The 21,815-nt window shown below is 66.9% G+C and carries 20 protein-coding genes; 5 read left to right on the forward strand and 15 right to left on the reverse strand.

What is annotated here, in order from left to right:
• Window positions 1-508: 508 nt before the first annotated feature.
• Window positions 509-1,858: an Nramp family divalent metal transporter gene (locus C0R46_RS08945; RefSeq protein ID WP_102959290.1), complete on the reverse strand. Its 1,350-nt coding sequence runs from the start codon at window positions 1,856-1,858 to the stop codon at window positions 509-511.
• A gap of 413 nt (window positions 1,859-2,271) precedes the next feature.
• On the opposite strand from C0R46_RS08945, the gene C0R46_RS08950 reads away from it, so the two are divergent.
• Window positions 2,272-2,700 (forward strand): Fur family transcriptional regulator, encoded by a 429-nt coding sequence (locus C0R46_RS08950; protein ID WP_102959291.1) that lies wholly within the window; start codon window positions 2,272-2,274, stop codon window positions 2,698-2,700.
• Window positions 2,701-2,814: 114 nt separating this feature from the next.
• Window positions 2,815-3,432, forward strand: a complete 618-nt coding sequence (locus tag C0R46_RS08955; protein ID WP_102959292.1) for a LysE family translocator — start codon at window positions 2,815-2,817, stop codon at window positions 3,430-3,432.
• 63 nt (window positions 3,433-3,495) lie between these two features.
• On the opposite strand, the gene C0R46_RS08960 is transcribed toward C0R46_RS08955, so the two are convergent.
• Window positions 3,496-3,930, reverse strand: a complete 435-nt coding sequence (locus C0R46_RS08960) for an OsmC family protein (RefSeq protein ID WP_102959293.1) — start codon at window positions 3,928-3,930, stop codon at window positions 3,496-3,498.
• Between the two features lie 156 nt (window positions 3,931-4,086).
• Between C0R46_RS08960 and C0R46_RS08965 the strand changes: the two genes are divergently transcribed.
• Window positions 4,087-5,055 (forward strand): tyrosine recombinase XerC, encoded by a 969-nt coding sequence (locus C0R46_RS08965; protein ID WP_102959294.1) that lies wholly within the window; start codon window positions 4,087-4,089, stop codon window positions 5,053-5,055.
• Window positions 5,056-5,179: 124 nt separating this feature from the next.
• Window positions 5,180-6,232 (forward strand): TraB/GumN family protein, encoded by a 1,053-nt coding sequence (locus C0R46_RS08970; RefSeq protein ID WP_245413496.1) that lies wholly within the window; start codon window positions 5,180-5,182, stop codon window positions 6,230-6,232.
• A 107-nt stretch (window positions 6,233-6,339) separates the two neighbouring features.
• On the opposite strand, the gene lpdA is transcribed toward C0R46_RS08970, so the two are convergent.
• The 11 genes from lpdA to mdh all read right to left on the reverse strand — a co-directional run bounded on the left by lpdA (window position 6,340) and on the right by mdh (window position 18,073).
• Complete coding sequence (gene lpdA / locus C0R46_RS08975; protein WP_102959295.1) at window positions 6,340-7,752, reverse strand: dihydrolipoyl dehydrogenase; 1,413 nt, start codon at window positions 7,750-7,752, stop codon at window positions 6,340-6,342.
• Window positions 7,753-7,776: 24 nt separating this feature from the next.
• A complete protein-coding gene (locus C0R46_RS08980; RefSeq protein ID WP_102959296.1) occupies window positions 7,777-8,187 on the reverse strand; it encodes an MAPEG family protein in 411 nt (136 codons plus the stop codon).
• 18 nt (window positions 8,188-8,205) lie between these two features.
• Window positions 8,206-8,772, reverse strand: a complete 567-nt coding sequence (locus tag C0R46_RS08985; protein ID WP_102959297.1) for a hypothetical protein — start codon at window positions 8,770-8,772, stop codon at window positions 8,206-8,208.
• 18 nt (window positions 8,773-8,790) lie between these two features.
• On the reverse strand, window positions 8,791-9,573 hold the full coding sequence (locus tag C0R46_RS08990) for an SDR family oxidoreductase (protein ID WP_102959298.1): 783 nt from the start codon (window positions 9,571-9,573) through the stop codon (window positions 8,791-8,793).
• Window positions 9,574-9,590: 17 nt separating this feature from the next.
• A complete protein-coding gene (gene odhB / locus C0R46_RS08995; RefSeq protein WP_102959299.1) occupies window positions 9,591-10,895 on the reverse strand; it encodes a 2-oxoglutarate dehydrogenase complex dihydrolipoyllysine-residue succinyltransferase in 1,305 nt (434 codons plus the stop codon).
• 43 nt (window positions 10,896-10,938) lie between these two features.
• Window positions 10,939-13,926 carry a 2-oxoglutarate dehydrogenase E1 component gene (locus tag C0R46_RS09000; RefSeq protein ID WP_102959300.1) on the reverse strand — a complete coding sequence of 996 codons (2,988 nt, stop codon included), beginning with the start codon at window positions 13,924-13,926 and terminating at the stop codon, window positions 10,939-10,941.
• A 253-nt stretch (window positions 13,927-14,179) separates the two neighbouring features.
• Window positions 14,180-15,082 (reverse strand): succinate--CoA ligase subunit alpha, encoded by a 903-nt coding sequence (gene sucD, locus C0R46_RS09005; protein ID WP_102959301.1) that lies wholly within the window; start codon window positions 15,080-15,082, stop codon window positions 14,180-14,182.
• Between the two features lie 18 nt (window positions 15,083-15,100).
• Entirely contained in the window at window positions 15,101-15,520 is a 420-nt protein-coding gene (locus C0R46_RS09010; protein WP_157944601.1) for a PIN domain-containing protein, read from the reverse strand.
• Complete coding sequence (locus tag C0R46_RS09015; protein WP_157944602.1) at window positions 15,501-15,785, reverse strand: DUF6364 family protein; 285 nt, start codon at window positions 15,783-15,785, stop codon at window positions 15,501-15,503. Before C0R46_RS09015 ends, C0R46_RS09010 begins: the two co-directional genes overlap by 20 nt.
• Before the next feature lie 59 nt (window positions 15,786-15,844).
• Window positions 15,845-17,035 (reverse strand): ADP-forming succinate--CoA ligase subunit beta, encoded by a 1,191-nt coding sequence (gene sucC, locus C0R46_RS09020; protein ID WP_102959304.1) that lies wholly within the window; start codon window positions 17,033-17,035, stop codon window positions 15,845-15,847.
• Between the two features lie 75 nt (window positions 17,036-17,110).
• On the reverse strand, window positions 17,111-18,073 hold the full coding sequence (mdh, locus tag C0R46_RS09025) for a malate dehydrogenase (RefSeq protein WP_102959305.1): 963 nt from the start codon (window positions 18,071-18,073) through the stop codon (window positions 17,111-17,113).
• A 484-nt stretch (window positions 18,074-18,557) separates the two neighbouring features.
• Between mdh and C0R46_RS09030 the strand changes: the two genes are divergently transcribed.
• On the forward strand, window positions 18,558-19,781 hold the full coding sequence (locus C0R46_RS09030) for a diguanylate cyclase (protein ID WP_102959306.1): 1,224 nt from the start codon (window positions 18,558-18,560) through the stop codon (window positions 19,779-19,781).
• On the opposite strand, the gene zapE is transcribed toward C0R46_RS09030, so the two are convergent.
• Window positions 19,745-20,941, reverse strand: a complete 1,197-nt coding sequence (zapE, locus tag C0R46_RS09035) for a cell division protein ZapE (RefSeq protein ID WP_102959307.1) — start codon at window positions 20,939-20,941, stop codon at window positions 19,745-19,747. The genes C0R46_RS09030 and zapE overlap by 37 nt on opposite strands.
• Window positions 20,942-21,062: 121 nt before the next feature.
• Window positions 21,063-21,653 carry a protease inhibitor Inh/omp19 family protein gene (locus C0R46_RS20770; protein ID WP_157944603.1) on the reverse strand — a complete coding sequence of 197 codons (591 nt, stop codon included), beginning with the start codon at window positions 21,651-21,653 and terminating at the stop codon, window positions 21,063-21,065.
• Between the last annotated feature and the right edge of the window lie 162 nt (window positions 21,654-21,815).

Here is a 21,815-nt window from a genome sequence, read left to right on the forward strand (position 1 = left end):
TACCGACCTCAGAGCCTCTCGCAGACAATCCGCCGCCCACGCTTCTCTTTCTTCTCATATATGCAATTGTCAAAGATCACGGTCACAAACGTCACCGTCGGGGAAGCGAGACATCTCGCCCAGCTACCCCTTGCGAAGATCGCCGTTGCCGGCACTCTCTTCTGATTGTCTGCGGCTGGGCTGAACTCCGGAGCGAGCTTTTCTGCTCGCCGGCGGCGCCCTCGCCGTCGATGAGTGGCTTATAGGCCCTAGCTCGGATCGAAGTCAACACGGTTTTTCGAGAAAAATGCGGGAGGCCGATTTTTTCTCAGATTGACCCAAGCCGTTGATAACAAACGTCTCCTTGCGTCAGATATTTGTCTTACGCCCATGATCTGCAAGGCCTTGGCGCGAATCTTTACGCCGCCGGCACACCCCGCCGGAGCCCCTCATAGAGGCTACGAGGGACGCGCAAATTTTCCTCGCCGCAGAGCGTTGCCGTCTCTGCCGCCGCCGGTCGGACGAAGAATCAGGCGGTCATGAGGAAGTCGATCACCAGCTTGGCATTCAGGCCGACAATGAGCACGGCGATCAGGATCGCGAGCCCCAGCGCCCAGACCGGCGCCCGCAGCGCACCCATCTTCCGGCGGTCGGCGGAGAACAGCACCAGCGGCACCACGGCAAAGGGAAGCTGCAGCGACAGCACCACCTGGCTGAGGACGAGGAGCTCGGCCGCACCCGCATCGCCATAGAGGATGATGATGACGGCCGCAGGGATGATGGCGAGGCCCCGGGTGATCAGCCGGCGCAAGGCTACGGGGATCTTCAGCCGCAGGAACCCTTCCATGATGATCTGCCCGGCGAGCGTCGCGGTCACGGTCGAGGAGAGGCCCGAGGCAAGCAGCGCGACCGCAAAGAGAATTGGTGCGAGCGCCGTACCGAGGAGCGGCGCCAGCAGCGCATGCGCATCAGTCAGATCCTCCACCGTTCCGGTGCCCTGCCCGTGGAAGGCCGCCGCGGCGAGGATCAGGATCGAGGCGTTGACCAGAAGCGCGAAGCCCAGGGCCACCGTCGAGTCCACCGTGGCGAAGCGAATCGCCTCGCGGCGCCCGGATTCGTCGAGATCGTAGGCGCGCGTCTGCACGATCGAGGTATGGAGATAGAGGTTGTGCGGCATCACCGTCGCCCCGAGGATGCCGAGAGCGAGGTAGAGCATGCGCTCATCGGCCACGATCGCCGGCGCCGGGATCAGCCCCCCGACAATGGCGGCGATGTCCGGCTGCGCCAGGAGAAGCTGGCCGACGAAGCACATGGCGATGATGAGAATCATCGTGGCGACAAAGGCTTCGATCCAGCGAAATCCCCGGGACTGCAGGTAGAGAACCAGGAAGACATCGAGCGCCGTCACCACGACGCCCCAGGCGAGCGGCAGGCCAAACAGCAGCTTCAGCCCGATGGCGGTGCCGATGACCTCGGCAAGGTCGGTCGCGATGATGGCGAGTTCGGCCAGCAGCCAGAGGCCGATCGCCACCGGCTTGGGATAGGCGTCGCGGCAGGCCTGGGCGAGATCTCGCCCCGTCGCGATGGCAAGGCGGGCGCACAGCGCCTGCAGAAGGATCGCCATCAGCGAGGACAGGAGCACCGCGGCGAGCAGCGTGTAGCCGAACTCCGAACCGCCGGCGATGGATGTCGCCCAGTTCCCCGGATCCATGTAGCCGACCGCAACCAGGAACCCTGGACCGATGAAGGCAAGCAAGCGCCGCATGGTGCTGCCGCGATCGACACGGACACTGCGATGGGCGCCGGCCAGCGTCGCCTCGCCCCGGCCGTGGCGAAAGCCATCCGCCTGCAGCCCATCCTCGTCATGGCCGTATCGCATGCATCCGCCCCGCGTTCCCCGCACCAGGCAACCGGGCGGCTTCAGAGTAGCAAGCTAGAGGCGGTCCCCCATCACGTCAATGCAATTGCAAATCGTTTGCATCAAGAGCCGGCGAGCAAATGCGGTGTCGTGGCTGCCGACGAACGGACCGAATTGGCACGCTATCCGGCGTCGTCACCGGGACAGCGGTTGGGATCATTCGCGGAGAGCGCCCGCCTCTTCCGCCGGCAGCCGTGTCGTCACGCCTGCCTCGTCGAAAGCCTCGTCGGCGCCTCCGCGCTTGTGCTTCCGACAGTATGAGGATGGCACGCCTCACCGCGATCGAGCCGACTGGATGCTCGCCCGGCGTCTGGCTCTCCATCTTGCGAGGATCACGCTTCCGCACCGCGCCTTCGGGCGGCTAGACTGGCCGCATGACGGCGAATCGAAAGAAGCGGGATTATGAGGCTGAGCTGCGGGATGCGGGTGTTCGCATCACCCGGCCGCGCCGCACCATCCTCTCGATTCTGTCCTCGGGCGAGGACCATCCGGATGCGCTGGAGATCTATCGCCGCTCGGCGGCGCTCGATCCCAGCATTTCGCTGTCCACCGTCTACCGGACAATGAAGCTCCTCGAAGAGCGCGGCGCCATCCACCGTCATGCCTTCGAGGGCGGCCCGTCGCGCTTCGAGCAGGCCGGCGGCAGCCACCACGACCATCTGATCGATGTCGACACGGGGGATGTCATCGAATTCAGCTCCGAGCGCATCGAGGCGCTGCAGGAGGAGATTGCCCGCGAACTGGGTTACGAGATCGTCTCGCACCGGCTGGAGCTTTACGGCCGCAGGCGACAGTCGCCCTAGCGCCGGGAACTTGGCAGTCTGCCGGCCGACCACCGGCGAGGATCCTTGCGATCGAAGTGAGCTTCAGGCTTCATCATCGCTCGTGAGCGGCGCAGGCGGCGGGGAGGCATGGCGATGGACTGGCAGCTCTGGGTCGGCTTTGCCGTGGCGAGCGCGGTGATCGGCGTCGTTCCCGGGCCAGGCGTCCTCGGCATCGTCGGCTATGCCGTGAGCTCCGGGCGAACCGTTGCCCTTGCAGCGGTCGCGGGCATGGCCATTGGCAACGCCACGGCCATGACGCTGTCGCTCGCAGGCGTCGGGGCGCTTCTGGCCGCCTCGGCACTCGCCTTCTCCATCGTAAAATGGGCCGGGGCGCTCTACCTGATCGGGCTGGGGCTGATAACGCTCTTGCGCAGCCGCGGCACCGCAGCCGGGGCGACGCAGCAGCCGCTGCGACCTCGCGCCGCCTTCTTCGGCAGCGTCGCGGTCGGAACGTTTCATCCCAAGACGATCGTCTTCTTCGTCGCCTTCGCCCCGCAGTTCATCGCCGCCGACGGCGACTATGTCACTCAGGCGGCAATTCTGATCGCGACGTTCACCGGCATCGTCGCGATCACGGATGCGACCTATGCCGTCGCGGCCGCTCGGGCGGCGCGGCTGCTGAGGAGTCCGAGCGCCCGCCTGTGGTCGCGGCGGGCAGGCGGCGGTGCGCTGATCGCCTCAGGCCTTGCGACGGCGGCAGTGCACGGCTGATCGACGAGCACGGGGAGCCAAGAGGACGGCCTGCCGGAACAGCAGGCCGCCGCAGTCACTGGCTCAGACGAGCTTGGCGTCGAGCGTCAGCTTGATGGCGCCGAGCGCCTTGGAAACCGGGCAGTTGTCCTTGGCCTTGGCGGTCAGCTGCTCGAAAGTCGCCTGGTCGATGCCGGGCACTTTGGCCTCCAGCGTCAGGGCGCTGGTGGTGATGGAGAAGCCGCCGTCCGACGGTTCCACGGAGACGTCCGAACGCGCCTTCAGCTCCTCGGCCGGCGTGCCGTTCTCCGCCAGGAAGTGCGACAGCTGCATGGCGAAACAGCCGGCATGCGCCGCCGCCAGCAGCTCTTCCGGATTGGTGCCGGACTTGCCGCTCTCGTCCTCAAAACGCGCCTTGAAGGAGTAGCCATTGTCCTTCAGCGCACCGGACTGCGTGGTGATCGAGCCCGTGCCGGTTCCGAGAGCACCGTGCCACGTCGCCGTCGCGTGTCGTTTCATGAAAATTCTCCCTCTTGAATGGGTGCTGCGAGGGTATGGTCCCACCGCAAGCGCGACAACCCGCCACGACACGACCTTCTTCGGTCGGGCAACGAAGCGTTCATCGCGACCAAGCACTATCTAGGCGATGACGTGGCAGAATCGAACGAGGGATGGATGAGCGAGACGATCCTGATCAGTGCCTCGCGTCCGCTCCTCGACGAAAAGGCAGCGTGGCTGACCGCACTGGAAGCCGAACGGCGATCCAGCCCGCACACGCTGGCCGCCTATGAACGGGACCTCCGCCAGTTCCTGGAATTCCTGACCCGCCACCATGGCCGCCCGGCCGAGACCGGCGATCTCGCCGATCTGAAGCCGGCGGAGCTGCGCGCCTTCCTCGCCGCCCGACGACGCGACGGCGCCGGCACGCGCACCCTCGGCCGCTCGCTCGCCGGCGTGCGCTCCTTCATCCGCCATCTCGAGCGCAAGGGGCTCGCCTCCTCGGCCGGCGCCAAGGCGATGCGCGCACCCAAGCAGCCCAAGGCGCTGCCGCGCCCCTTGAGCGTTCCCGATGCGATGGCCGTCGCCGACGAGGGCGGCGCGCTGGCGGCCGAGCCGTGGATTGCGGCTCGCAGCGTTGCGGTGCTGACGCTGCTCTATGGCTGCGGCCTGCGCATCTCCGAAGCGCTCGGCCTGCCCGGCGATGCGCTGGCCGATCCACGGGCGCGATCCATGCCGATCGAGGGCAAAGGCGGCAAGACGCGCCTCGTGCCGCTGCTCCCGGCCGTGCTGGAGGCGGTCGCGGACTATCGGCGTCTCTGCCCCTTCCACCTGACCGCTGCCGAGCCGCTGTTTCGCGGCGCCCGCGGCGGCCCGCTGAGGCCGCAGATCGTCCAGCGCGAGATGGCGCGCCTACGCGGCGCGCTCGGCCTGCCGGACTCGGCGACACCGCATGCGCTGCGCCATTCCTTCGCCACCCATCTCCTGGCGGCCGGTGGCGATCTGCGCACAATTCAGGATCTCCTCGGCCATGCCAGCCTGTCGACAACGCAGAACTACACCGCCGTCGACGCCAACCGGCTTCTGTCCGTCTATGAGTCGGCGCATCCTAGGGCGCGTCGCAGCCGGCGCGCCGACGCGGCGTGAGATTGCAAGGCCTCCGCCCTGCAGCGCTCCGCGTCCCGGCTCCACGTCCCGAGGTGATTCGCTGATGCCAATTGTTTCCCACCGCCGCCGCCTTTCTTCCCGGTCCGTCCGGACGCTGCGCGGGATGGCGATCGCGCTTGCGGCCGTCGTATCCATGAGCGTAGCCGGCAGCAGCGTGGCGCAGAGCCAGATGCTGCCTCCCGCCGACGGCAGCCCGGCGGCAGCCGGCACAGTTTCACCGCCCGCCTGCACCGGCATCAACCTCATCGACGGTTTCGCCAGGGACGGCCGCCTGAAGACGATCGAGGCGGCCGCCGCCGCCATTCCCAATGGCGAGGGCAAGTTCTACCGCATCGAACGGGAGGGCGTTGCGCCTTCGTGGCTCTACGGCACCATGCACTTGAGCGACCCGCGTGTCCTGACGCTGCCGGAACAGTCGCAGCAGGCCTTCGATTCGGCCGGCCGCCTGGTGATCGAGACCACCGACATTCTCGACGAGGCGAAGACGCTGGCGGCGCTGTTCAGCCGTCCCGACCTGATGAACTTGCCGGGCGGTCAGACGCTGGAGACGCTCCTCTCGCCGGAGCAGAAGGCGAAGCTCGAGGCGGCGCTCGCCAAGCGCGGCGTGCCGATCGGGACCATCCACACGCTGCAGCCCTGGTTCTCCGGCGTAAGCCTGCTCGCGCCGGCCTGCGAGGCGGCACGAAAGGCGAGCGGCGTTCCCGTGCTCGATGCGAGCCTCGCCCTCACTGCCAAGGCAGTGCAGAAGCCGGTCGAGGGCCTGGAAACCGCGGTCGAGCAGCTGGAGGCGATGGCCTCGCTGCCGATGGACCTGCAGGTGGGGAGCCTGATCGCCACCGTCGAACTCGGGGATCGGATGCCCGACATCAACGAGACGATGCTGCAGCTCTATCTCCAGGGACGTATCGCGATGATCACCCCGACGATCGAAGCCGTCGCGCCCACCGGCGGCACGGCGGAGGAGTCGGCCAAGGCCTATGCCGAGTTCGAGCAGCGGATCGTCACTGCGCGCAACCATACGATGCTGGAGCGCATGCAGCCGATGCTGAAGGCGGGCGGCAGCTTCGTCGCGGTGGGCGCGCTGCATCTCCCCGGCGCTGACGGGCTGGTCGCCCTCTTGCGCACGGGCGGCTGGACGGTGACGCGGCTCGACTGAGGTCAGCGCGCAGGAAGCGAGCTCCGGCGCCGTGTCCGCGGCGACTCACGTGAAACGCCGCGGATGCCGATGGATGGCGGACGGGTGCTGCCGGCCGCCCTATCGTCCTACATATGGATCGGCTTGGCGAAGGTGGCGAGCGCCGCTTCGCGCACCGCCTCCGACATCGTCGGATGGGCGTGGCAGGTGCGGGCGAGGTCCTCGGACGAGCCGCCAAACTCCATCAGCACCGTTGCCTCATGGATCATCTCGCCGGCACCATGCCCGAGGATGTGGCAGCCGAGCACACGGTCGGTCTCAGCATCTGCCAGGAACTTCACGAAGCCGTCCGTATGCAGCATGGCGCGGCCGCGGCCATTGGCGGTGAAGGGGAACTTGCCGACCTTGTAGGCGACGCCGCTCGCCTTCAGCTCCTCCTCGGTCTTGCCGACCGAGGCGACCTCGGGCGAGGTGTAGACCACCGACGGGATGACCTCGTAGTTCACATGGCCGGACTGGCCGGCGAGGATCTCGGCAAGCGCGATGCCCTCGTCCTCGGCCTTGTGGGCGAGCATCGGGCCACGCACCACGTCGCCAATGGCGTAGATGCCCTCGACGCTCGTGCGGAAATGCTCGTCGATCTCGACGCGACCGCGATTGTCGACGGGGATGCCGACGGCCTCCAGGCCAAGCCCGTCCGTATAGGCGCGCCGGCCGGTGGAAACGAGCACGACGTCGGCGGCAAGCGTCTCCGCCGCACCGCCCTTCACCGGCTCGAAGGTGACGCTGGCGCCGCCTTCTGTTTTCGCAACCCCGGTCACCTTGGCGCCGAGCCGGAACTCGATGCCCTGCTTGACCATCAGCTTCTGGAAGGCGGTGGAGACCTCGATGTCCGTCAGGCCCAGCACCTTGTCGAGATATTCGACCACCGTGACCTTGGCACCGAGCCGCGACCAGACTGAGCCGAGCTCGAGGCCGATGACGCCGCCGCCGACGACGATCATCGATGACGGCACCTTTTCGAGCCCAATGGCGTGATCGGAGGAGATGATCGTCTCGCCATCGAAGCTAAGTTCGACGCCGGGAATGCCGGCAACCTCGGATCCGGTGGCGATGCAGATCGCCTTCGCCTGCAGGGTCTGCGTCGTGCCGCCCTCGGCTGTCACCTCGACGACGCCGGGCTTGGTGATCCGTCCCGTACCGGTGACGCCGGTGATCTTGTTCTTCTTGAACAGGAAGGCGACGCCGTCGACATTCGCCTTCACCGTCTTGTCCTTGTGGGCGAGCATCTTCGGCAGGTCGAGCCTGGGCTCCACGGCGATGCCGAGATCGGCGAAGCTGTGCGAGGCTTCCGCGAACATCTCGGAGGCATGCAGCAGCGCCTTCGACGGAATGCAGCCGACATTGAGGCAGGTACCGCCATAGGTCGCGCGCTTCTCCACCACCGCGACGTTCAGGCCGAGCTGTGCCGCCTTGATGGCGCAGACATAGCCGCCCGGTCCCGATCCGATCACCACGAGATCAAAGGTCGTGTTCGACATGGGAGCTTTCTTACCTTTTGGACTTCAGAAGAAACGGATGAGCATCAGCACGAGGCCGAGCGCCGCGACGAGCCAGACGAGGCTGCGGATATAGGGAATGCCGAAGAGGTAGAGCGGAATATAGACGATCCGCGCGATCAGCCAGACGATGGCGCCGATCTCGCCGATGCCGCCGGCGCGGCCGGTGACGGCAAGGCCGAGGGCCAGGGCGATGAAGGCCGGCCAGGTCTCCTGAAAATTCTTCAGTGCGCGTTCGGCGCGGCCGGCTTGAGGGCCGAGCGGCTTCTGCTCCTCATCGCGCGGACCGGCGTTCCAGGCCGAGCCGCGTTCCTTCGTCGCCAGCACGCCCTGCAGGCCGATATGGACGAACAGGAGCACGACGGAGAGGCCGAGGATGATGAGTTCGGTCGAGAGGGTCATGATCGTCGTCTCCACGCCGGCGCGCTGCGGCTTCTAGAGTCCGTCCTTCGGGCAATGGCCGGTCGCCTCTTCGAACGAGGCGTTGGTCTTCTCCAGCCTGCCCTTGACGATGCCGAGCGGATGGAAGGGTGGCTCGATCTGCGCGGCGGGCTGCACCTGCTTCAGCTGGTAGCAGCCGGCATAGACCGTCCGCTCGCCGCCGGTCACCATCGACTGCACGACCACCGGCACCAGCGCGTAGATCGATCCGGCAGCGCCTTCGCTCGTCCCCTTGCCGAGCTTGAGGCTGACCGCAGCGGTATCCTCGTAACCCTTGGCGAATGTCGCAAAATCCGGCCGATCCGGCCCGTCGTCGAAATAGGACCAGGCGCGCGTATATTCGTGGCGCGCCACGGCATTGTAGAGCGACGAGATCACCGCCTCCGGCGTCGACCGGTCGTCGCGATAATCCGGCGGCGTGATCGGCGTGACGGCAATGGCGGCTGAGGCGGGGCAGGCGACGCCGGCCAGCGCAAAGGCTGCACTCCTCCAGGCCCGAAGAACCGGCGACCAAAGGCTTCGGCGGTCGCTCTGATGTCGTTCTACGCGGCTCTGCATCATGTCGCTCTCGCCAGCCGTTCAGGGAAGAACGGCGCGGGCGCCGGACACGTCGAGGATGGCGCCGGAGGAATAGCTGGCCGCATCCGATGCGAGCCACAGGATTGCCCGCGCCACCTCTTCGGCCGTGCCGGGCCGCCGCATCGGCAGCGACGGCGCCATGGACGCAGCCCTGTCCGGAATGCCACCGGAGGCATGGATGTCGGTATCGATGATACCCGGCCGCACCGCGGCGACGCGAATACCATCCGCGGCGACTTCACGCGCAAGTCCGACCGTAAAGGTGTCGATCGCACCCTTTGCACTGGCATAGTCGACATACTGGTTCGCCGCACCGAGCTTGCTGGCGGCGGAGCCGAGATTGACGATGACGCCGCCCTGCCCGCCGCGCGAGGTCGCCATGCGGCGGATCGCTTCACGCGCGCACAGGATGCTGCCGATCGCATTGATGCGGAACATGCGCTCCAGCCGCTCCGCCGACATCTCCACGACCGGCTGGGCCGCATCGACGACGCCGGCATTGTTGACGAGGACGGCGAGGCGCCCGAGGCGGTCCGCCGCCTCGAATAAGGCAAGGATGTCGGCCTCGCGGCCAACGTCACCCGCCACGGCCTCGGCTCGTCCGCCATCGGCCGTGATCTGCGCAACCACGGCCTCGGCAGCGTCGCGACGCTGCGCGTAATTGACGACCACGGCATAGCCGGCTTGCGCGGCAAGGCGGGCGGTCGCCGCCCCGATGCCGCGCGAGCCGCCGGTGACGATCATCACCGGAGCCGCCGTATCGCTCCCGCCCGCTGCCGTCATGTCCGAGCCCCTGCCGATCAGAGGTCGAGCACGAGGCGCTCGGGATCCTCGAGGCTGTCCTTGACGCGCACCAGGAAGGTCACGGCTTCCTTACCGTCGACGATCCGGTGATCATAGGAGAGCGCCAGATACATCATCGGACGGATCACCACCTGGCCGCCGACGGCGACCGGCCGCTCCTGGATCTTGTGCATGCCGAGAATGCCGGACTGCGGCGCATTGAGGATCGGCGTCGACATCAGCGAGCCATAGACGCCGCCATTGGTGATGGTGAAGGTGCCGCCCTGCATGTCGGACATCGACAGCTGGCCGTCACGCGCCGCCTTGGCGAGGCGGCCGATCTCCTTCTCGACCTCCGCGATGGTCATCTGATCGGCGTCGCGCACCACCGGCACGACGAGGCCTTTGTCGGTGCCGACCGCCATGCCGATATGGGCATAGTTCTTGTAGACGAGGTCGGTCCCGTCGATCTCGGCATTGACGGCCGGGATCTCCTTCAGCGCATGGCACACCGCCTTGGTGAAGAAGCCCATGAAGCCGAGCTTCACGCCGTGCTTCTTCTCGAACAGGTCCTTGTACTTGTTGCGCAGGCTCATCACCGCGCTCATGTCCACCTCGTTGAAGGTGGTCAGCATGGCCGCGGTGTCCTGCGCGTCCTTCAGGCGCCGCGCGATGGTCTGGCGCAGGCGCGTCATCTTCACGCGCTCCTCGCGCGCCGCATCGTTCGGCGCGGAGGCCGGGCGCGCCGCGGCCGGCTGGGTGCGCTCCTGCGGTGCCGACGGGGCGCCACGGGCGATCGCCGCGAGCACGTCGCCCTTCAGCGCCTGGCCGCGCTTGCCCGAACCCTGAACGTCGCCGGCCGACAGGCCCTTCTCGTTCATCAGCTTCTGGGCCGACGGCGCCGGCGGCATGGAAGAGCCGCCCGCGGCAGCCTGACCATTGGCCTGGCCGCCCGCCTGAGCCGGTGCTGCGCTCCCGGCGGCGCCGCTGCCGTAGTCGGCAACGGCCGGGGCCGCGGCGTCAGCCTTGGCTTCGGTGCTCTTCGGCTTCTCGGTGGCCGCGACGGTGCCGCTGCCGGCGCCTTCACCAGCCGCGATCGAGCCGAGCAGCGCGCCGACGCCGACCGTCTCGCCTTCCTGAACCACGATCTCCTCGAGCACCCCTGCGGCAGGCGCGGGCACCTCGACGGTGACCTTGTCGGTCTCCAGCTCGGCGATCGTCTCGTCCTGCGCGATGCGCTCGCCAACCTTCTTGTACCAGCGGCCGACAGTGGCTTCGGTGACCGACTCGCCGAGGGTCGGGACTTTGATTTCGGTGCTCATCGGATCGTCAATCTCTTGAAGGATCAGGTCAGGATTGCGCGGCTCAGCCGGCCAGCGCGTCGTCGAGGAAGGCTGCGAGCTCGGACATGTGCTTCGACATCGTGCCGGCCGCCGGCGAAGCCGATGCCTGGCGCCCGGTGTAGCGCACCTTGCGCTTCTCGGCGCCGATATGGTCGAGCACCCACTCCAGATAGGGATCGATGAAGGCCCAGGCGCCCATGTTCTTGGGCTCCTCCTGGCACCAGACGATCTCCGCCTGCTTGAAGCGGCTGAGCTCGTTGATCAGCGCCTTGGCCGGGAACGGATAGAGCTGCTCGACGCGCAGGAGATAGATGTCGTCGATGCCGCGCTTTTCGCGCTCCTCGAAGAGGTCGTAATAGACCTTGCCGGTGCACAGGACGACGCGGCGGATCTTGGCGTCCTTGACGAGCTTGATCGGCCCGTCCTTCTTCATCTCCGCATCGTCCCAGAGGAGACGATGGAAGCTGGTGTCACCGGCGAGTTCGGACAGGTCCGAGACCGCCCGCTTGTGGCGCAGCAGCGACTTCGGCGTCATCAGGATCAGCGGCTTGCGGAAGTCGCGCTTCATCTGCCGGCGCAGGATGTGGAAGTAGTTCGCCGGCGTCGTGCAGTTGGCGACCTGCATGTTGTCCTGCGCGCAGGACTGCAGATAGCGCTCCAGGCGCGCCGAGGAGTGCTCCGGCCCCTGGCCCTCGTAGCCATGCGGCAGCAGCATCACGAGGCCGGACATGCGCAGCCACTTGGCCTCGCCCGACGAGATGAACTGGTCGACGACGACCTGTGCGCCATTGGCGAAGTCGCCGAACTGGGCCTCCCACAGCGTCAGCGCGTTCGGCTCGGACAGCGAGTAGCCGTATTCGAAGCCGAGCACGGCCTCTTCCGAGAGCATCGAGTTGATGACCTCGTACACCGCCTGCCCCTTGGAGAGATTGGCGAGCGGCACGTAGCGGGTCTCGTCCTCCTGGTCGTAGAGCACCGAGTGGCGCTGGCTGAAGGTGCCGCGCTCGGAATCCTGGCCGGACAGGCGAACCGGATGGCCCTCGGTCACCAGCGTGCCGAAGGCGAGCGACTCGGCGGTCGCCCAGTCGATGCCCTCGCCGGTCTCGATCGCCTTGGCGCGGTTCTCCATGAAACGCTGCACCGTCTTGTGGACGTTGAAGCCCTCCGGCACGCGCGTCAGCTTTTCGCCGATCTCCTTCAGCGTCTTCACCGGCACGCCGGTGGCGCCGCGGCGCTTCTCCTCGTCCTCCTCGGCGCGGCGCAGGCCCGACCAGGCACCGTCGAGCCAGTCCGCCTTGTTCGGCTTATAGGCCTGGCCGGCCTCGTATTCGGCCTCCAGATGCTCGCGGAACTCCGCCTTGCGCCGCTCGACCTCCTCCGCGGAGATCGTGCCTTCGTCGACGAGCTTCTTGGCATAGAGCTCCAGCGTCGAGGCGTGGCCGCGGATGACCTTGTACATCTGCGGCTGGGTGAAGCCGGGCTCGTCGCCCTCGTTGTGGCCGAACCGGCGGTAGCAGAACATGTCCACGACGACCGGCTTGTGGAACAGCATCCGGAACTCGGTCGCGACCTTGGCCGCATAGACCACCGCTTCCGGATCGTCACCGTTGACGTGGAAGATCGGCGCCTCGACGATCTTGGCGACGTCGGACGGATAGGGCGAGGAGCGCGAGAAGCGCGGATTGGTGGTGAAGCCGATCTGGTTGTTGATGATGAAATGCACCGTACCGGCGACGCGGTGGCCGCGCAGGCCCGAAAGGCCGAAGCACTCCGCCACGACGCCCTGGCCGGCAAAGGCCGCATCGCCATGGATCAGCAGCGGCAGGACGTTCTTGCGCACGTCGAGCGGCACCACCTCGGTGCGGGTGCGCCCGACCAGCTGGTCCTGCTTGGCGCGGGCCTTGCCCATCACCACCGGATTGACGATCTCGAGATGAGACGGATTGGCCGTCAGCGACAGGTGCACCTTGTTTTGGTCGAACTCGCGGTCGGACGAGGCACCGAGATGGTACTTCACATCGCCCGAGCCCTCGACGTCGTCAGGCTTGTAGGATCCGCCCTTGAACTCGTGGAAAATAGCGCGGTGCGGCTTGGCCAGGACCTGCGCCAGGACGTTGAGGCGGCCGCGATGGGCCATGCCGAGGACGATCTCCTTCAGCCCCATCTGACCGCCGCGCTTGATGATCTGCTCCAGCGCCGGGATCAGCGCCTCGCCGCCGTCGAGGCCGAAGCGCTTGGTGCCCTTGTAGCGCACGTCCAGGAACTTCTCGAAGCCCTCGGCCTCGATCAGCTTGTTGAGGATGGCGCGCTTGCCCTCCTGGGTGAAGGCGACGCCCTTGTCCGGCCCCTCGATACGCTCCTGCAGCCAGGCCTTCTCGTCGGGGTTCGAGATGTGCATGAACTCGACGCCGATGGTCGAGCAATAGGTCCGCGTCAGGATGTCGACCATCTCGCGCAAGGTCGCAAATTCCAGACCGAGCACGTTGTCGATGAAGATCTTGCGGTCGTAGTCGGCCTCGGTGAAGCCATAGGCCTTCGGCGACAGCTCGTTGTAATCCTCCTGCGGCTTGGCGATGCCGAGAGGATCGAGATTGGCGTGGAGGTGGCCGCGCACGCGGAAGGCGCGGATCAGCATCAGGGCACGCACCGAATCGCGCGTCGCCTGGTTCACCGCGTCCTGCGACAGGGCGACGCCGCCGGCGGCCGCCTTCTCCTTGACCTTCGAGCCGACCTTCGCCTCGACCAGACCCCAGTCGCCGTCGAGCGCCGAGACGAGCTCGCCATTGGCGACGAGCGGCCATCCCGGCTGCCGCCAGGACGGACCTTCGGCGTTCTTCAGGACCGCGTCGCGCTCATCCTTCAGCTCGCGGAAGAACGAGGCCCACTCGTCCGCGACCGAGGACGGGTCCTTCTCGTAGCGGGCGTGGAGCTCCTCGATATAGTCGGCATTGCCGCCATAGAGGAACGAGGTTTCGGAGAAGAAATCGTTCGCTTGATCGCTGCGCGCCATGGATCCGTTGCGGCGCCAGCGGACGCCGCCTCCTCGATTTGGGTCGTGAGGCCCGGCGGCCCATCGCGCGCCGACCTCGTCTGTCTCTGCCTTAAGCGTCCTGTTCGCCCCTTATATGGCGATCCAGGACCGTCCTGCCTTGCCGCATCACGCTGTCCTGATCGCCTCAGGACGCCGGGAGCGGCACGACTGCCGGTCCCGAAAGTTGCCGGGGCCCGCGCATCCGACGGGCTCCTAGCCGGGGAGGCTGGCCTCAGCCTTTCAGGACCTCGGTCAGGGTCGTGCCGAGGCGCGCCGGCGAGGGCGATACCTTGATGCCGGCCGCCTCCATCGCCGCGATCTTGGATTCCGCGTCGCCCTTGCCGCCGGACACGACGGCGCCGGCATGGCCCATGGTGCGGCCCTTCGGCGCCGTGCGGCCGGCGATGAAGCCGACCATGGGCTTCTTGCGGCCGCGCTTGGCCTCGTCGATCAGGAACTGCGCGGCATCCTCCTCGGCGGCACCGCCGATCTCGCCGATCATGATGATCGACTGGGTCGCCTCGTCGGCGAGGAACATCTCGAGGACGTCGATGAACTCGGTGCCCTTCACCGGATCGCCGCCAATGCCGACGGCCGTCGTCTGGCCGAGGCCCTCATTGGTGGTCTGGAACACCGCCTCATAGGTCAGCGTGCCGGAGCGCGAGACAATGCCGACATTGCCCTTCTTGAAGATCGAGCCGGGCATGATGCCGATCTTGCACTCCTCCGGCGTCAGGATGCCGGGGCAGTTGGGGCCGAGCAGGCGCGACTTCGACGTTTCCAGCCGGCCCTTCACCCGCACCATGTCGAGGACCGGAATGCCCTCGGTGATGCAGACGATGAACGGGATCTCGGCTTCGATCGCCTCGATGATGGCGTCGGCGGCACCGGCCGGCGGCACGTAGATCACCGAGGCGTCGGCGCCGGTGCGCTCCTTGGCCTCGGCGACGGAGGCGAAGATCGGCAGGGTCTCGCCCTTGGCGCCGGTCCAGGTCTCGCCGCCCTTCTTGGGATGGACGCCGCCGACCATCTGCGTGCCGTGATAGGCGAGCGCCTGCTCGGTGTGGAAGGTCCCGGTCTTGCCGGTCAGGCCCTGCACGATGACCTTGGTGTTCTTGTCGACGAGAATGGACATTGAGCGGACCTTGTGAGCTTACGCTAGGAAGTCTTCTTTGAATGGATTGCACACACGGACAGAACCGTAGAATTGCCCGTGATTGAGGTCTTCGGTGTAGACGAGATCGAGGCCGGCTCGCGCCGCAGCAACGATGATCAGCCCGTCCCAATGCGAGATGTCGTGACGGCGGGCGGTCTCGAGCGCTTCGACCACATCCGACGGCGACAGGGTCACGACGTCATCGTCCTGTAGCGCGCGGACCCACTGGATCGCGGCATCCACGCCGTAGTCGAGCTTGGTGCGCATGACGCTGTAGAGCTCCATCATCACCTGCGTCGAGGTGGTGATCGATCTCGAATACATCAGCTGCCGCGCCTGATCGCGCTTACGCGTATCGGCCGCAGCGGTGTCGGCCGCATAGGCGATGATGTTGGTATCAAAGAAGGCCGCGTTCACGCATGACCTCCTCATAGAAGGAGCCGCGATCAAACAGCGGCTCGCCTTCGCACGAATGCCGCGACCGCCGTTCGACGTCCGTATCAGCGGCTTCGAACAGGCGCGTCCACTTCTCGGCCCGGGCCGAAAGTTGCGCCTCGCGCCTCACCTCTCGATCCAGAAAATCCCGCACCATCGCGTTGACGCTGGTGCGCTTCATCGCGGCGAGCACGCGTGCGCGGTCGAGAAGATCATCATCTATCGAAAGGGTAAGGTTCTTCACCATGGCCGATCCGAACACGGGTTACGTGTTACACATAACCCGTGTTGAAATGTCCTTCAACGTCAGCCGATCGCCGCGACGATCTTCTTGGCGGCGTCGTCGAGGTCGTCCGCGGCCGTGATCGCAAGGCCGCTCTCGTTGAGGATCGCCTTGCCCTGCTCGACATTGGTGCCCTCGAGGCGCACCACCAGCGGCACCTTCAGGCCGACCTCCTTCACCGCGGCGACCACGCCCTCGGCGATGACGTCGCAGCGCATGATGCCGCCGAAGATGTTGACGAGGATGCCCTCGACGCGCGGATCGGCGGTGATGATCTTGAAAGCCGCCGCGACCTTTTCCTTCGAGGCGCCGCCGCCGACGTCACAGAAGTTGGCGGGTTCCTTGCCGTAGAGCTTGATGATGTCCATCGTCGCCATGGCGAGGCCCGCGCCGTTCACCATGCAGCCGATATTGCCGTCGAGCGCGACATAGGCGAGGTCCCACTTGGAGGCCTCGATCTCCTTCTGGTCCTCTTCGGTCTCATCGCGCAGCGCCTTCATGTCCTCGTGGCGGAAGAGCGCGTTGCCGTCGAAGGAGACCTTGGCGTCGAGGACGCGCAGATGGCCGTCCTTCATGACGATCAGCGGATTGACCTCGAGGAGCGCCATGTCCTTCTCGGTGAAGGCCTTGTAGAGGGCCGGGAACAGCGACTTGCCGTCCTCCGCGGCTGCGCCCGAAAGGCCGTAGGCCTTCGAGATGGTCGCGACATCGGCCTCGGTGACGCCCGCCGCCGGGTCGATCGCAACGGTGACGATCTTCTCGGGCGTGTCGTGCGCGACAGCCTCGATGTCCATGCCGCCCTCGGTCGAGACGACGAAGGCGACGCGGCCGACCGAGCGGTCGACGAGCAGCGACAGGTAGAGCTCGCGATCGATGTCGGCGCCGTCCTCGATATAGAGGCGGTTCACCTGCTTGCCGGCTTCGCCGGTCTGCGCGGTGACCAGCGTGTTGCCCAGCATCTCGCGAGCGTTCGTGACGACTTCCTCGACCGACCGGGCGAGGCGCACGCCGCCCTTGGCGTCCGGTCCCAGCTCCTTGAACTTGCCCTTGCCACGGCCGCCGGCATGGATCTGGCTCTTCACGACGTAGAGCGGGCCGGGCAGCTGCCTGGCGGCGGCCTCAGCCTCGTCGGCGGAGGTGATCGCGACGCCGGAGGCGACGGGGGCGCCGTAGCCCTTCAACACCTGCTTGGCCTGATATTCGTGGATGTTCATGAGGGGTCTTCCCGCTTCGCTCGGGTGAGATCGGAAAGGGGCCGCTCGGTGGCGGCCCCCATTTTGATCAAAGGATCACTTCAGGTTCGGCGCGATGCCCTGGCAGGCTTCCATCAGCCCTTGCACGGAGCCGACCGACTTTTCGAACTGCGCCTTCTCGTCGGCATTCAGCTCGATCTCGATGACGCGCTCGACACCTTCGGCACCGATCACGCAGGGCACGCCGACATAGAGGTCCTTCAGGCCGTACTCGCCCTTGAGGGCGGCGGCGCAGGGCAGCACGCGCTTCTTGTCCTTCAGGTAGCTCTCCGCCATGGCAATGGCGGAAGCCGCCGGCGCATAATAGGCCGAGCCGGTCTTCAGGAGGCCGACGATCTCGGCGCCGCCGTCGCGGGTGCGCTGGACGATCTCCTCCAGCCGCGCCGCCGAGCACCAGCCCATCTTCACGAGGTCGGTCAGCGGGATGCCGGCAACGGTGGAGTAGCGGGTCAGCGGCACCATCGTGTCGCCATGGCCGCCGAGCACGAAAGCGGTGACGTCCTCGACCGAGACGTTGAACTCATCGGCGATGAAGTGGCGGAAGCGCGCCGAGTCGAGAACGCCGGCCATGCCGACGACCTTGGCCTTCGGCAGGCCGGAAAACTTCTGCAGCGCCCAGACCATCGCGTCGAGCGGATTGGTGATGCAGATCACGAAGGCGTTCGGCGCGTATTTGGCGATGCCGGCGCCGACCTGCTCCATCACCTTCAGATTGATGCCGAGGAGGTCGTCACGGCTCATGCCAGGCTTGCGCGGCACACCGGCGGTGACGATGCAGACGTCGGCGCCCTCGATCGCAGCATAGTCGTTGGCGCCCGAGAGGCGCGCATCGAAGCCTTCCACCGGACCGGACTGGGCGATGTCGAGGGCCTTGCCCTGCGGCGTGCCCTCGGAGATGTCGAAGAGCACGATATCGCCGAGTTCCTTCAGGCTCGCCAGATGGGCGAGCGTACCGCCGATCATGCCAGACCCGATGAGTGCGATCTTCTTGCGAGCCATGCTGTCCCTCTCGATTCTCGATGTCACGACGCCGGCGGGCTGGCCGGCCTGCTCTCATTGACGATGATCGTAGCGGCCTGCTCCGACGAGCATGTGACGCGCTGCGATGGGCTCGGACCGGCTGCGAGGCGTGATGTGAGGCCAAAGCTGCCCGCCCGCATATAGCTATGGCGCAGCAAACTCAAGCCGAACCCGCCACTTAGCTTAGACGTGGTGAGTAGTTTCAATCGGTTAGCTTATGTGGGACTTACGTAAACGTAATAGCGTTTTCTGAACTCTCTCAAGACTCAAGAGCGGGGAGAGCAGCGGTCCGGAGCACCTTGCATTTTCCATATCGCCGCCATGGTCGGTTGGCTGCAGTCATGGCAGCAAAGGTTGATTAACCCCGTTTCTCCTCATTGGCCTGCTCACAGTTCCGTCATGAAGCGCAACCTCGGTCCGCGCGTTGCCCGCCAGATATCGCCGGCCGGAGAAACGCACGCTCATGCTCCCCCTGCCTGACAGCCAGTTGCCATTCGGCGATCTGGTCACGGTTCTCCTGAACGGCCTCGGGCTGATGACCCTTGTCGCAGTGGCCTATGGCATGCTGCAGCGCCGGCCCCTGCGTCCCCTGGCGCGCTCATTGGCTCAAGGACTGGTCTTCGGTGTCGGCGGCATCGGCGCGATGCTGTCTGCCTCCGAGATCGCGCCCGGCATCCTCGTCGACACCCGCTACATCATGATCGTTCTGGCGGCGGTCTTCGCCGGCCCGCCGGGCGCCGTCGTCGCCGCGGGGCTCGTTGCCGGCTACCGGGTGTCGCTGGGCGGCAGCGCCGTCTGGCTTGGCAGCGTGATGCCCTTCGCCGTCGCCTTTACCGGCCTGGCCTGGCGCGCCCTCGTGCCGGCTCGTCACCGTCAGAGCCTGTCGGCCTTCGCGCTTCTGGGCGGGCTGCTGTCGGCTCAGATCCTGACGCTCTTCATTCTCTCCTCGCGCCTTTCGGCTGAGCAGATGTTGACGACCTGCGTCGTCGTTCCGGCCGGCTGCAGTGTCGCCACGCTTCTGCTCGGCCACCTGATGCGACGCGAAAACATGCTGATCGCCCGCGAGCAGGCCCTCGAGACCTTCGCCTTCAGCGACCCGCTCACCGGCTTGTCGAACCGCCGCCGCTTCGACGCCGCGCTGGCGCGCGAGCTTGAGCTCCAGCGTCGCGGCGGCAAGCCGTTCTGCCTGGCCTTGATCGATGTCGATCGCTTCAAGGCGGTCAACGACACCTATGGCCATCATACCGGCGACGCGGTGCTGACGCGCGTCGCCGCAGCCATGCAATCGGCGCTGCGCAGTCGGGACGTGCTCGCCCGCTACGGCGGCGAGGAGTTCGCGCTGCTTCTGCCCGACTGCGACGCACGGGCAGCGCTGGCGCTCGCCGAGCGGCTGCGCGCCGGCGTCGGGGCCGAGCCGATCGCGGTCGGCGACCAGCATCTGGCGGTGACGATCTCGCTCGGCGTCGTTGCCTCGAACGGACGCTGGAGCGCCGAGGCCCTGCTCACCCTTGCAGATGACGCCCTCTACGATGCCAAGGCGAATGGCCGGAACCGCGTGGAGATCGCCTGCGAGCCGACGGCGGCCGCGGCTCCTACGGAGGCGGTCTCTCGGGCCGCAGCCGGGCTGGGCGGTGCCGGCGAGAGCTTCGGCTATCTCGCTTCGGGCGAGCCGGCCCTGGCGAGGTAGTCACGCGAGCGCATCTCGGTGAGGCGGGAAACCGTCCGCTCGAATTCGAAGGCCTCCGTGCCGTTCCGGCCGGCATAGATCTCCTGGGCCGGCGCGGCTGCGGAGATGACCACGCGGCGACCGGCATCGTAGAGCGCGTCGATCAGCGTGATGAAGCGCTTGGCCTCATTGCGCTCCGCCTCCATCATCACCGGCACATTCTCGATGACGATCGTGTGGAAGCGCTTGGCAAGGGCGAGAAAATCCTGCGCGCCGAGCGGGCGCCGGAGCAGGTCGTCGAAGGTGAACCGCGCCGCGCCGTTGCCCGAGCGCGGCACGCTGACGGTGCGCCCCTTCACCGACAGCGCGGCGGCATGTTCGCGCGCACCCGACAGGAGCGCCGACCAGACCTCGTCCATCTGCTGCGCCGTTTCGGGCCCAAGCGGTGAAATGTAGAGCCGGTCCTCGCCGATGCCGATCAGCCGGTAGTCCTCAGCCGCATCAAGGCGCACGACGTCGACATGGTCCTTCAGGATGGCGACGAAAGGCAGGAACAGCGCGCGATTTAGGCCGTTCGGATAAAGGTCGTCCGGCGCGACATTGGAGGTCGCGACCAGCACCACGCCCTCCTCGAACAGCGCCTTGAACAGGCGGGACAGGATCATCGCGTCGGCAATATCGGTGACGGTGAATTCGTCGAAGCAGAGGAGCCGCGCTTCACGGGCAATCTCGGCGGCGACCGGCGGCATCGGATCGTCGCCCGACGCCGTGCCCGCCTTCACCGCCTCGCGATGTCGGCCGATCCGCTCGTGCACATCGGCCATGAAGGCATGGAAATGGACGCGGCGCTTGGCTGGAATCGAGCTCTGGCGGAAGAACATGTCCATGATCATAGTCTTGCCGCGGCCGACCGCACCATGGATGTAGAGGCCGCGGACCGGCTCGGGCGCATTGCCGCGGCCGAACAGCCAGCCGAGCGCGCTCTTCTTGGAGGCCAGGCCTGCGGCGGAGAGACGGCGATCGAGTGCGTCGAGCCGGTCGGCAAGGCTGCGCTGGGCCGGATCGGCCTCGATTTCACGCGTGGCGATCAGATGCTCGAGCGCGGTTCGCACCGTGCCGAAGCGGACGGGCGCAGCCGGCGCAGGCCTGCCGCTCGTCGTGATCCACGTATTCTTGGCCATCGGCGCCCCCGGACCGCCCCGCGGCCGGCACACCGGCGCAGCGAAGGGCGGCAGGACCTCGTCACCCCGACAGGGCCGGTCCGGCGGGCCGCGGCGAGGGAGCGCCGCGGCTCTGGTTTCCTTAGCGGTAGAGGCTGATCGACTGGCCGCCGGTCGTCTGGCCGTCGTAGCGGCCGGCGCCGGACGAGTTCAGGCTGGCGACGGTGTCGCCGCTGGAGCTCTTCAGCACCACCTGGCTGCCGGAGACGTCCCAGGCCGAGACGTCGGCGACCTGGCCCGGGCAGCCGCGCGAGGCGGCGCGGTAGCCGCCCGTCCATTTCGTCAGCGCCATGAAGATCTGGCAATTGCCGCCGCCCGACGACACCTTCCAGGCGCCGACGAGACCTTCGCGGGAGACCGGCGCTGCGGACGCCGTCTGCACGGGCTGACCGCCGGCGGCGGGCGGCGTGGGTGCTCCAGGCGCACCGGGCGTCGGGGAGGTGCCGGCCGCATTTTGATCAGTGACGGAGGCCATCGCCGGCTCTGGCGGCGGCGGGGGCGCCGGCGGCGGCGGCAGCTGGGTGGCCGAGACGCGTCCGGTCGGGGCTGCTTCCAGCGGCGCGGGTCCGCCACCGCCGTAGCCGCCATAACCCGCCGACGGCATGCTGCTCTGGCAGCCGGCCGTCGCGACAAGCGCCGCCAAGGCCGCACTCGTCATCATCATTCGCGTCATCAGAGCATTCCCCGACCTTGAGCTCACCACGGCCGGGCGCACTCCGCCGCACGGGTTCACCGGCCATTCCTGCTTTAATGCGGTCGATCCGCCCGGCCCGCAAGGCAAAACCGTTCAAATTGTCACGAATATGCGCCGCTGGTGTTGCCGATCCGCACGCCC

The sequence above is a fragment of the Mangrovicella endophytica genome (assembly GCF_002893625.1).
In the GTDB taxonomy this organism is placed as follows: domain Bacteria; phylum Pseudomonadota; class Alphaproteobacteria; order Rhizobiales; family Rhizobiaceae; genus Mangrovicella; species Mangrovicella endophytica.

What these genes read in the sequence shown, in the direction of transcription:
- C0R46_RS08945 (WP_102959290.1), bottom strand. Translation starts at nt 1,858, where the DNA reads ATGCGATACGGCCATGACGAGGATGGGCTGCAGGCGGATGGCTTTCGC.
- C0R46_RS08950 (WP_102959291.1), top strand. Translation starts at nt 2,272, where the DNA reads ATGACGGCGAATCGAAAGAAGCGGGATTATGAGGCTGAGCTGCGGGAT.
- C0R46_RS08955 (WP_102959292.1), top strand. Translation starts at nt 2,815, where the DNA reads ATGGACTGGCAGCTCTGGGTCGGCTTTGCCGTGGCGAGCGCGGTGATC.
- C0R46_RS08960 (WP_102959293.1), bottom strand. Translation starts at nt 3,930, where the DNA reads ATGAAACGACACGCGACGGCGACGTGGCACGGTGCTCTCGGAACCGGC.
- C0R46_RS08965 (WP_102959294.1), top strand. Translation starts at nt 4,087, where the DNA reads ATGAGCGAGACGATCCTGATCAGTGCCTCGCGTCCGCTCCTCGACGAA.
- C0R46_RS08970 (WP_245413496.1), top strand. Translation starts at nt 5,180, where the DNA reads ATGGCGATCGCGCTTGCGGCCGTCGTATCCATGAGCGTAGCCGGCAGC.
- lpdA (WP_102959295.1), bottom strand. Translation starts at nt 7,752, where the DNA reads ATGTCGAACACGACCTTTGATCTCGTGGTGATCGGATCGGGACCGGGC.
- C0R46_RS08985 (WP_102959297.1), bottom strand. Translation starts at nt 8,772, where the DNA reads ATGATGCAGAGCCGCGTAGAACGACATCAGAGCGACCGCCGAAGCCTT.
- C0R46_RS08990 (WP_102959298.1), bottom strand. Translation starts at nt 9,573, where the DNA reads ATGACGGCAGCGGGCGGGAGCGATACGGCGGCTCCGGTGATGATCGTC.
- odhB (WP_102959299.1), bottom strand. Translation starts at nt 10,895, where the DNA reads ATGAGCACCGAAATCAAAGTCCCGACCCTCGGCGAGTCGGTCACCGAA.
- C0R46_RS09000 (WP_102959300.1), bottom strand. Translation starts at nt 13,926, where the DNA reads ATGGCGCGCAGCGATCAAGCGAACGATTTCTTCTCCGAAACCTCGTTC.
- sucD (WP_102959301.1), bottom strand. Translation starts at nt 15,082, where the DNA reads ATGTCCATTCTCGTCGACAAGAACACCAAGGTCATCGTGCAGGGCCTG.
- C0R46_RS09015 (WP_157944602.1), bottom strand. Translation starts at nt 15,785, where the DNA reads ATGGTGAAGAACCTTACCCTTTCGATAGATGATGATCTTCTCGACCGC.
- sucC (WP_102959304.1), bottom strand. Translation starts at nt 17,035, where the DNA reads ATGAACATCCACGAATATCAGGCCAAGCAGGTGTTGAAGGGCTACGGC.
- mdh (WP_102959305.1), bottom strand. Translation starts at nt 18,073, where the DNA reads ATGGCTCGCAAGAAGATCGCACTCATCGGGTCTGGCATGATCGGCGGT.
- C0R46_RS09030 (WP_102959306.1), top strand. Translation starts at nt 18,558, where the DNA reads ATGCTCCCCCTGCCTGACAGCCAGTTGCCATTCGGCGATCTGGTCACG.
- zapE (WP_102959307.1), bottom strand. Translation starts at nt 20,941, where the DNA reads ATGGCCAAGAATACGTGGATCACGACGAGCGGCAGGCCTGCGCCGGCT.
- C0R46_RS20770 (WP_157944603.1), bottom strand. Translation starts at nt 21,653, where the DNA reads ATGACGCGAATGATGATGACGAGTGCGGCCTTGGCGGCGCTTGTCGCG.